The organism is Pseudomonas sp. GW821-FHT12A04, from assembly GCF_058807755.1.
This window is the reverse complement of sequence record NZ_JBXAQZ010000031.1, coordinates 1-1,261: the sequence shown is the minus strand read 5'-3', so window position 1 is coordinate 1,261 and position 1,261 is coordinate 1. Positions and strand designations below refer to the sequence as shown.

1 protein-coding gene is annotated in these 1,261 nt (G+C 62.6%); it reads right to left on the bottom strand.

Going from position 1 to position 1,261, the window contains the following annotated elements; all coding sequences use genetic code 11:
• Nucleotides 1-9: 9 nt before the first annotated feature.
• Nucleotides 10-1,261: NAD(P)(+) transhydrogenase (Re/Si-specific) subunit beta (locus tag AC1RS8_RS28005; RefSeq protein ID WP_493164246.1), on the bottom strand; the 1,252-nt coding region annotated here is incomplete at its 5' end.

Here is a 1,261-nt window from a genome sequence, read left to right as displayed (position 1 = left end):
CGCAGAGGGTTACTCGACGGCTTTAACCATGTCTTCGATGACCTTTTTAGCGTCGCCGAACACCATCATGGTCTTGTCCAGGTAGAACAGTTCGTTGTCCAGGCCGGCGTAGCCGCTGGCCATCGAGCGCTTGTTGACGATGATGGTCTTGGCCTTGAACGCTTCGAGGATCGGCATGCCGGCAATCGGCGATTTCGGATCGTTCTTCGCGGCCGGGTTCACCACGTCGTTGGCGCCCAACACCAGTACCACGTCGGCCTGGCCGAACTCGGAGTTGATGTCGTCCATCTCGAACACCTGGTCGTAAGGCACTTCGGCCTCGGCCAGCAACACGTTCATGTGGCCGGGCATACGACCGGCAACCGGGTGGATCGCATACTTCACGGTCACGCCGCGATGGGTCAGCTTCTCGGTCAGCTCTTTCAGCGCGTGCTGCGCACGTGCCACCGCCAGACCGTAGCCCGGCACGATGATCACGGTGTCGGCGTTGGTCAGCAGGAAGGTCGCGTCGTCGGCCGAACCGGACTTCACCGGACGGGCTTCCTTCGAACCCGCCGGGCCGGCCGCGTCCGCCGTATTGCCGAAGCCCCCGAGCAGCACATTAAAGAAGGAGCGGTTCATCGCCTTGCACATGATGTACGAGAGGATTGCACCGGACGAACCTACCAGCGAGCCGGCGATGATCAGCATCGAGTTGTTCAGCGAGAAGCCGATGCCCGCCGCTGCCCAGCCGGAGTAGCTGTTGAGCATCGACACGACCACGGGCATGTCCGCGCCGCCGATCGGGATGATGATCAGCACGCCGAGCACGAAGGCCAACGCCAGCATCACGCCGAAAGCGGTGTAGTCGCCGGTGAGCATGAACGTCACGCCCAGGCCCAGTGTGGCCAGGCCCAGCAGCAGGTTCAGCTTGTGCTGGCCACTGAACTGTACCGGTGCCCCCTGGAACAGGCGGAACTTGTACTTGCCGGACAGCTTGCCGAAGGCGATCACCGAACCGGAGAAGGTGATTGCACCGATGGCGGCACCGAGGAACAGTTCCAGGCGGTTACCGGCCGGGATCGCGTCACCGAGTTGCTTGACGATGCCCAGCGACTGCGGCTCGACCACGGCAGCCACGGCGATGAACACCGCGGCCAGGCCGATCATGCTGTGCATGAAGGCGACCAGCTCCGGCATCTTGGTCATTTCAACGCGTTTGGCCATGATCGAACCGGCAGTGCCGCCGATCAGCAGGCCGACGATCACGTAGACGATACCG